The sequence below is a fragment of the Methylobacterium sp. WL6 genome, assembly GCF_008040095.1.
Taxonomy (GTDB): Bacteria; Pseudomonadota; Alphaproteobacteria; order Rhizobiales; family Beijerinckiaceae; genus Methylobacterium.
In genome coordinates, this window is the sequence record NZ_VRVH01000671.1 from 1 (window position 1) to 582 (window position 582).

Sequence of the window (582 nt, forward strand, 5' to 3'; positions counted from 1 at the left end):
CTTCACGGGCGCACGCGGCTCCGCACGCGGGCCGGGGCCGTCGCGCTGCGGCGCAGGCCGGTCACGTGCGCCCGCCCAGGCGCTTCAGGTCGGCCTCGACCATCTCCTGGATCATCGCCTCGAGGGAGATCTCGGCCTTCCAGCCGAAGGCGGCCTCGGCCTTGGCCGGGTTGCCCAGCAGCACCTCGACCTCGGCCGGCCGGTACAGCTTCTCGTCGATGACGAGGTGGTCGTCCATGGCGAGATTCACATGCGCGAAGGCGAGCGCGCACATGTCGCGCACCGTGGTTGTGCGGCCGGTGGCGATCACGAAGTCGTCGGGCTTGTCCTGCTGCAGCATCATCCACATCGCCCGGGTGTAGTCCTTGGCGTGGCCCCAGTCGCGCTTGGCGTCGATGTTGCCCAGCCGCAGCTCCTTCGCCAACCCGAGCTTGATCCGCGCCACCCCGTCGGTGACCTTGCGGGTGACGAACTCGACCCCGCGCAGCGGGCTCTCGTGGTTGAACAGGATCCCGTTCGAGGCGTGCAGGGCGAAGCTCTCGCGGTAGTTGATCGTCATCCAGTGCGCGTAGAGCTTGGCCA

The 582-nt window shown here is 68.7% G+C and carries 1 protein-coding gene; it reads right to left on the minus strand.

The window, feature by feature from the left end:
- Positions 1–61: 61 nt before the first annotated feature.
- On the minus strand, positions 62–582 hold a 521-nt coding region (locus FV230_RS29105), incomplete at its 5' end, for a GDP-mannose 4,6-dehydratase (RefSeq protein ID WP_147844815.1).